This window comes from Synechococcus sp. H60.1 (genome assembly GCF_047462335.1).
GTDB lineage: Bacteria > Cyanobacteriota > Cyanobacteriia > Thermostichales > Thermostichaceae > Thermostichus.
In genome coordinates, this window is the sequence record NZ_JANSJA010000174.1 from 1 (window position 1) to 7,598 (window position 7,598).

At 58.9% G+C, this 7,598-nt stretch carries 7 protein-coding genes and 1 tRNA gene; 3 read left to right on the forward strand and 5 right to left on the reverse strand.

Going from position 1 to position 7,598, the window contains the following annotated elements:
- The 4 genes from NW852_RS08845 to NW852_RS08860 form a co-directional block, all read right to left on the reverse strand.
- The coding region (locus tag NW852_RS08845; protein ID WP_414426659.1) for a helix-turn-helix domain-containing protein at window positions 1-136 on the reverse strand (136 nt) is incomplete at its 3' end.
- Between the two features lie 139 nt (window positions 137-275).
- Window positions 276-1,889: a DUF6930 domain-containing protein gene (locus NW852_RS08850; RefSeq protein WP_414372366.1), complete on the reverse strand. Its 1,614-nt coding sequence runs from the start codon at window positions 1,887-1,889 to the stop codon at window positions 276-278.
- Between the two features lie 158 nt (window positions 1,890-2,047).
- Window positions 2,048-2,120 (reverse strand) — tRNA-Thr (locus NW852_RS08855).
- Between the two features lie 187 nt (window positions 2,121-2,307).
- On the reverse strand, window positions 2,308-3,003 hold the full coding sequence (locus NW852_RS08860) for a TPM domain-containing protein (RefSeq protein ID WP_414365677.1): 696 nt from the start codon (window positions 3,001-3,003) through the stop codon (window positions 2,308-2,310).
- Window positions 3,004-3,372: 369 nt separating this feature from the next.
- On the opposite strand from NW852_RS08860, the gene NW852_RS08865 reads away from it, so the two are divergent.
- Window positions 3,373-5,229 carry a S8 family serine peptidase gene (locus NW852_RS08865; RefSeq protein ID WP_414365664.1) on the forward strand — a complete coding sequence of 619 codons (1,857 nt, stop codon included), beginning with the start codon at window positions 3,373-3,375 and terminating at the stop codon, window positions 5,227-5,229.
- Entirely contained in the window at window positions 5,229-5,450 is a 222-nt protein-coding gene (locus NW852_RS08870) for a hypothetical protein (RefSeq protein WP_414365665.1), read from the forward strand. Before NW852_RS08865 ends, NW852_RS08870 begins: the two co-directional genes overlap by 1 nt.
- Window positions 5,451-5,643: 193 nt before the next feature.
- Here the strand turns inward: NW852_RS08870 and NW852_RS08875 are convergent, their stop codons facing one another.
- Window positions 5,644-6,006 (reverse strand): pentapeptide repeat-containing protein, encoded by a 363-nt coding sequence (locus NW852_RS08875; protein WP_414365666.1) that lies wholly within the window; start codon window positions 6,004-6,006, stop codon window positions 5,644-5,646.
- Window positions 6,007-6,512: 506 nt separating this feature from the next.
- Here NW852_RS08875 and NW852_RS08880 point away from each other — a divergent pair.
- The coding region (locus NW852_RS08880) for an ATP-dependent 6-phosphofructokinase (protein WP_414426658.1) at window positions 6,513-7,598 on the forward strand (1,086 nt) is incomplete at its 3' end.

Sequence of the window (7,598 nt, forward strand, 5' to 3'; positions counted from 1 at the left end):
GTTGGTACTGTCGCACCCAGCGGTGTACTGTTCTTTTGGTCACCATGAACCGTTCAGCTACCTGGCGGATAGAGGTCTGACCTGCCTGATAAGCTGCCACGACTCTTTGCCGTAGATCCAAAGAATGGGTTGGCATCTCTTTACTCTCCTCCCTCTTGCAACCTGTACCCCACTTTAAACAGGCTGTAGTCAATGCTATTAAGCTCCAATCCCTGGATTGGCTTGTAGCCATGGGCTAGCCCAAGGACTTTTCGCGCAAGGATTTTTCAAGATCCTTAGGGAAAGTGCAACTGTCGGCTGATGCGCACCATCGGCCCCAGACCCAATCGCGTCGGGTTGAGCGCCTGCATCTCAAACAGGGCCAGAATGTGGCGCACCTGCAGCTCTGGCCAGTTGGAATTTATCCCCATCGCCACCACCAGGCCACAATAGCCGCCCGTCTCGCGGCAACGCCGTTCCCAGCGTTCGCGGGCTATCGAGTGAACAGGATCGTCTTCGGGAAATTCTCCGAACAGGTGCAGGTCGCGGTTGCCCGTTTGGACAATTTCCAAGGCGTAGCGGCTGCCAGCAAAGGGATCCACCCCTGTGTTAAAACAAACACCCTGGGGCCCGCCTTCGCCGCGCAGATTCTCGATCAACTGCTTTGCCTTGGAGCGGGAGGTGCGTACGATCACCACCGGCAGCCCTTCACCCCTTTGCACCAGCTTACTTTGGGGGAGAGGATGCCATTGCCCTGTGCGGCGCAGCGCCTCCACTGTGGTCCAGGGCAACACCCCCAGGCCGAGCTGCGCACCCTCAGGCACGAGATCATCTCGCAGCAAGGTTTGGGTGTGCTCTTCTTCGTCTCCTTCTAGCTCCAGAAGCTCTACAGCCAAGTCGGGCAGGGTGCGCACTTGCACCGAGAGGGTTTCCCCTGGTGCCTGTGGGTTGGGAATGCGATACCGACCCTGACAGGGTTGGAAATCCTCTTCCAGCTTGCGGTGGTACTGCTTCAAAAAACGATGCAAGGCCTCCAAAGCCACCGCCAAAGCCGCCGCCTCGTCTTCCTGCAAAACAACGCGCAGGCCCTCGAGAGGGTGGATGGTGCCGAAGTTCGGCTCGATTTCTTCGGGATCCAGATCAGCCAAGTCCAGGTCTGGCAGCTCGTTGAGTTCGAGATTGCGAGCTTGGAAGGTGAGATAGAGACAATCTTGCCTGAGGAAGGCTTCCTCCATCTCTTCGGGAGTATCTGGTTGGCCCGCGTCCTGGCGAAACCGTTTGAGGGAGTGCAGCGAGCGATAAAAAAGAACCCCGTACTCCATTCCCAGCCGCCCCATGACCGAGACGTAGAGGGTTTCAATGTCCCAGCGATTTAGCTCAATCGCCAAGATTTGGTGATCCTCCAGATAGTCCCAGGGGGCATCTTGCCAGAGGGTGAGGGCTTTGCCGGCCAGCAGCTTCGCGTAGTTCTCCGGCAGCGAAGGCGGGATCTGCTCACTGGCCTCTGCAAAACTCTGCAGGATCTCGTCGATCAGCGGCAATTCCGGCTGGCATTCCACTTTGATGTCCAGCTCGTGCAAAATGCCGCGCAGGAAAAACTGTACCTCCCGATCCCGCACAACGACCTTTTGCGGACGAGCCGGCAAGGCAGCATTGGGCCGCTCCATGGCCATGATCAAAGTTCGCACCATCGGCTCAAGGCCGGAGCCAGCAGGCACCACCTCCATAGCTCGCACCACGCCCTGAACGCCATCTACCCATAAAATGCACTCCCCCTCAGCCAAACCCGAGGAGCTCTGGGATCCCAGGGCTAGGGAGCCTGGTAGGCTGTGGCGATCCCCTTCCCATACCGAGGGCACCTGGGGCAGCTTTTGCAATCGACGAACTGTAGCGGCTGGCAGACCCGACATAGACCTCTAGAGAACACAAAGGAACAAACCGGCAGATACCCTGCGCGGGGATCCGCCTCTGAGGGGGTGAGGGGGCAGGATCCCACTGAAGTCAATTTAACCAAACCGCCAGAGTCAAAGCTGAGTTCCTCTCCTGGGATAGCGGGGGCCGCCTGCAAAGCTGATGGTCAGACTCGAACTGACGACCGCTCGATTACAAGTCGAGTGCTCTACCAACTGAGCTACATCAGCAATCTAGCTCTATTGATTCTAGCATTCTCTCTTGGGAAGTTGCTCCCGTCGAAGCTCCCAGCGTTCTCGCCCTAGCCTCTGGCTTGCTGCGGGGGACAATAGGCGGAGGATTCTTTCTCGACCCGGAGGCTTACCCCCCTCCCAGAGGGAGAGGGGAATGGGGCTTGGCCTTAACTGGGCAGGACGGCTACTGCTGCTCCGCTGCCGGTCGGGCAATGGGGGCCAAATAGATCACCAGGGCTCCTGCCAGAAAGCCCAGGATGTTGCGCACCAGCGGGAGCCAATCCTGGGTGCGGGTGATCACCGGGCCGATGCCGAAGGCCCCAAACAAAATGAACCACAAGGGAGAGATAAGCAAAGCCCAGCGCCAGTTAAACAGCTCCTCCGCGTGGCGGGGTTTGCCGGCAAACCCGAAGACGATCCCGCCTAAGATAGAGGTGAGCAGCGTTAGGATCCACTGCTCCTGCGGCAGCCCGGGCACCACACGGCAGCCCCCTTGGTGAAAACAGCGATCCAAAACGTCAACGGTTTCCAAAATGGCGCGCTGAGTGCCGTGCTCTCGCACGTAGAACTGGTTGCCGAAGCGAGATTGCAGCTCAATCCAAAAGGTACGCGGCAGGATCTCCCGCACGGCGTCTCCCACGTTAAAGGCCAGCAAGTTGCCTCCCCTGGGATCGGCCACCATCAAAACGCTGCGCTCGTTCAGGCCCCAGTACTCTTTCACTTGGCGGCCTGGGGTTTGGTCAAACTGGGTCAGCACCCGCAGCTTCCAGCCCGTTTCTTCCTCTAACCGGTTTAGATGCTCGGCCAGTTGCGCTTCCTGATTGCTGGTCAACTGATCCGCCAAATCCAAGACCGGCACCGGCGGCTGCGGCAACTCCATCTCCACCACTGGCAAAGCAGGCTGGGCCCAGATCGGGGATCCCCCACCTAGCCAAATCCACAGCCCCAGGCAAAAGCTTGCCCCGACGCGCAGTATCCGTTGCCATCCGATGCTCATGCTGATTCCTCTCTTGGCTTTGATGACGAGATACTGAGAAATGATGTTAAGAAGTATTTCAAGTCCTTACAGATCCATCATGCATCGGGACAAACCGTTTGGCCAGAGGGATTCCTTTTTCTGGGTTTCCTGAGTGGCACCCGAAAAAGTTGACAACAGGAACAGCCTCGTGGCGCAGCGTGCTGATTTTCTGGTCAATTGCCCATCCAGAGGGCATACTGGTGGCAACAATTTTGGATCCCGAGGGCGTGCATGATGAACTTCAGACGCTGGTTGGGTCTCTGCTGCGCTGGCCTGGCGGCACTGCTGGTGACGGCCTGCGGTAAGGGATCCACCCCCTACGACAGCATTGTGGTCAACTTTGTCAACACGGCCACTCCCACTGAGATTGCTGCTCTTGCCAAAGCCTACAATTTGCCGCTGCGACCCAGCAGCAACAGCGCTTTTGCCCGCCAGGAGGCTATTTACCTGTTTGATGTGAATGCGGAACATCCAGGAGCCACACGGCGGCTAATCCAACGGCTCTCGCGGGAAGCCCTGGTCGAGTATGCCCACCCCAATTACCAATTCCAGGCCGCTTTTGTGCCCAACGATCGCCTCTATCCCCAGCAATGGAACCTGCGAGCCATCCGCATGCCGGAAGCCTGGGACATCTCCCAAGGGGAAGGGGTAACGGTAGCCGTGGTGGACACTGGGGTGACACGGGTGCCGGATCTGGCCCAAACCGAATTTGTGAAGGGCTACGACTTCGTGGATGACGATGAGGATCCCACCGACCTCAACGGCCATGGCACCCATGTGGCGGGCACCATCGCCCAATCCACCAACAACACCCTAGGCGTGGCCGGGGTCGCCTTCAAGGCCAAGATCATGCCGGTGCGGGTGCTGGATGCCAATGGCTTTGGATCCCTGTCGGATGTGGTGGAAGGGATCCGCTATGCTGCTGACCACGGCGCCACAATCATCAACCTCAGCCTGGGTAGCCGTGCCTCTGCCCAACTGATGGAAGAGGCCGTAGCCTATGCCCACCGCAAAGGGGTGACGGTGATCGCAGCCGCCGGCAATGAAAACTCAAGCGAGGTGAGCTACCCGGCCCGCTACCCCCATGTCATCGCCGTCTCGGCTACCGGGCCCGATGGCAGCAAAGCCCCCTACTCCAACTATGGGGTTGGGGTAGATATCGCCGCTCCCGGCGGGGCCAAGACTCCCGAGCACCCTGAGTACGGCATTCTGCAGCAGACCATCAACCGCCGCAACCCCAACGAGCCCGTCTTTGCCTACTTCCAAGGCACTAGCATGGCCACTCCCCACGTGGCCGGCGTAGCAGCGCTGATCCAGGCTCAGGGCATCAAAGATCCGGATAAGGTGGAAGAAGTGCTGAAGATGTCGGCCACCCCGGTGCCCGGCGACAAGCAGAACTTCTACGGCGCCGGTCGTCTGGACGCAGCTAGGGCCCTGGCCCGAGCCACCGGTCAGCAAGAGGAGAACCCCCTAGTGCTGTGGCTGAAGGACTTCCTGCAATATCTGAACAACAACGGCTACCTCAACCCACGCTTCTGGTTTGATGGTGGCCCGATTGCCCTGGTGCCCAAGCTGCTGATGGTGGTGGGCGGCTACATCATCCTGGTGCTGATCCGCTGGTGGCTGGCTCCCAAGCCCATGCTGGCAACAGTACCCCTCCTGGGAGGGATCCTGCTGGGCAGCGCTGGTCTCTTCCCCCTGCAAGGGTTGGCCATTGTGGGTGCGCCCCGGTGGCCCTTCCAGGTGATGGGGAGCTCCCTGCCAGAGCTGGGCACCGCCTTGGCCCAAACCAATGCTTTGAACCCCTTGTTTGCCAGCGTGTTGATCCCCGGCCTGTTGATGGTGCTGTTCCTGGGCCATCGGCGCTGGCGTTGGGCGGTCGTCGGCCTCTCGATCGGTATGGCCTCCCATCTGCTCCTGTCCGGATCCCTGTTCTACGAGGGGGTACTATGGCTTGGCTCCTCTGCTTGGTTGGGGCGCTCCTTCTTGCTCCTCAATGGTTTGCTCTGCCTGGGCCTGGCCTATTTGGGAGCGCAAGCCATCTTGGATTCCCAGCCCAGCAGCACCGGTTTAGCGCTGAGGAAGTGATGCAAGAATACAGCGGTACCATCGAGTTCCTGGATATCGAAGGGGGGGTGTGGGTGCTGACGCTCCCTTCCGGCCAGCACTACGCCCTCTTCCGCGCCCCCAAAGAGCTCTTACAAGAGGGGTTGGAAGTCACCATCCAGGGACAGATCAAAGAAGATATGGTGACGGTGGCCCAGGTGGGGCCAGTCTTGGAGGTGAAGAGCTTCCGGACGCAGCCCTAGCCAATGCGACCCAGAGCAAATACCCCTGGGATCCCCCCTTGGGGATCCCTCTTTTTTAGAGAGCTTTCTGCGGCTCCAACGCAGCACCCACCTTGCTTGAAAGCTTGGGTGAACACCTCCCAAGACTCGTCACTGATGTGCTCTTGAGTCAACACAACTCACCCATACAGTGCGGGGCTTCCCGCCGATTAAGCTAAAACTCGAACAATTGCATCCCCGCTGTTACCGGATCGAAACCGGCGGGGAAGCAGGTGTTGTGGTTGTACTGGGCTCCGCTTAAATTGGCTCCCTCCAAACAGGCTCCCTCCAGGTCGGCATAGCGCAGATCGGCACAGCGCAAGTCGGCATTGGCCAGATTGCTGCCGCGCAGGTTGGCATAGCGTAGGTTGGCCCCATGCAAGTCAGACCCGCGCAGGTCGGCCCGGCGCAGATCGACCCCCCGTAAGAAGGCGTACTCCAGACAAGATTGGGGAAAGTGACGCTCTCCCCGCTGGTAACGGCTGAGCAACTCTGTGGCCCCCCGCAGCGCACATTGGGCAATGGTTTGCGTCATCATGCTTCTCCCAACTCAGACCGGCTCCCTCAATATCTCCATCATCTCTACCATCATTCGCTTGAATGGGTTTTGATCAAGGTTACTTAACAAGTGATTTTAATTTTGGTTTTTCGGCAGATGGTTCCCCCCAAGTCTTGCCTACAAGATCTATCCTCAGAGATAGCGAAAACCTTTCCAAACCTAGCTTTGCAAGGCAACATTTCTTAATTCTTTGTTGTGAAGGATGCTTAACAACTCCTCTTGTCCGCGGAGTCGCTCCCCAACTGCAAACTCTGCTCAGCATCTTGACCCACAGGTCTGGACATACTCTTTGGGATCCTGTAATCCAGCCGTCGCCTCCCCTTCTCTGCGGTTGGTCAAGTACCCCATGGCCACAGCCTGCTAGGGCCTCGGAACCACTGTAAGCAAACCGCACAGCATCCGCTTGCAGGAGTGAAGTCTAGTCGGCTTGAAACTGTGGAGCGGGGCAGTCCATATCTTTGTTCAAGCTGTTATCCTGGAGCACCATGCCAAAACGTAAGCGAATTGGGATCCTCACCAGCGGTGGCGATTGTGGCGGCCTCAATGCCGTTATCCGAGCAGTGGTGCGGCGGGCCCGCGACTATGACATGGATGTTTACGGCATCAAAAACGCGACCGCAGGTCTGATGGCGCGACCGGTGGAAGCAGAGCTGCTGGATGTGAAGCGGGTTTCCGGCATTTTGCGCTATGGCGGCACCATCCTGGGTACTGTGAACAGGGGCAACCCCTTCGCCTATCCCATGCCGGATGGCAGCTTGGTGGATCGCTCGGCAGAGGTGATCACGGGTTACCACCGGCTGGGGTTGGATGCTCTGATCGGAGTGGGGGGAGATGGCAGCCTGGCCATTCTCCGGCAGCTAGCCTTGCAGGGGGATTGGAACTTCGTCGGGATCCCTAAGACCATCGACAACGATGTCGGTGCCACCGAGTATTCCGTGGGGTTCAACACGGCGTTGAGTGTGGCCGTGCAGGCTTTGGATCAGCTCACCTACACCGCCATCAGCCACAGCCGCGTCATGGTCATGGAGGTGATGGGTCGGGATGCCGGTCACATCGCCCTCAGTGCTGGCATTGCCGGGGGGGCCCACGTAATCCTGATCCCGGAGATCCCCTACAAGCTGGAAAATGTCTGCAAAAGGATCCTCGACCGCAAAGAGCGGGGCAACAATTTCAGCATTGTGGTGGTGGCGGAGGCCGTTCGCACTGAGTCCGGAGAACCGGTGACCTACACCAATAGCCTGGGGCAGTCTCTCTACGGCGGCATTGGCTATTACATAGGCAACGAGATTGCGCTGCGCACCGGTATCGAGACGCGGGTGATGGTTTTGGGCCATCTGCAGCGGGGGGGCACTCCTTCTCCTCTGGATCGCCTGCTGGGGGCAGCTTTTGGGGTGGCGGCTGTGGACTTGATTGCTCAGGGCAAGTACGACCGCATGGTGGCCTGGCAAAATCGGCGCGTGGTGGATGTGCCCCTGGCAGAGGCCATCGCCCAGTACCGACGGGTGGAAGTGGATGGGGCTCTAGTTGCCACGGCCATTGGTCTCAACACCTATGTGGGCGAGGTGGATCCC

What these genes read in the sequence shown, in the direction of transcription:
- NW852_RS08875 (WP_414365666.1), bottom strand. Translation starts at nt 6,006, where the DNA reads ATGATGACGCAAACCATTGCCCAATGTGCGCTGCGGGGGGCCACAGAG.
- NW852_RS08860 (WP_414365677.1), bottom strand. Translation starts at nt 3,003, where the DNA reads ATGGAGTTGCCGCAGCCGCCGGTGCCGGTCTTGGATTTGGCGGATCAG.
- NW852_RS08870 (WP_414365665.1), top strand. Translation starts at nt 5,229, where the DNA reads ATGCAAGAATACAGCGGTACCATCGAGTTCCTGGATATCGAAGGGGGG.
- NW852_RS08865 (WP_414365664.1), top strand. Translation starts at nt 3,373, where the DNA reads ATGATGAACTTCAGACGCTGGTTGGGTCTCTGCTGCGCTGGCCTGGCG.
- NW852_RS08850 (WP_414372366.1), bottom strand. Translation starts at nt 1,889, where the DNA reads ATGTCGGGTCTGCCAGCCGCTACAGTTCGTCGATTGCAAAAGCTGCCC.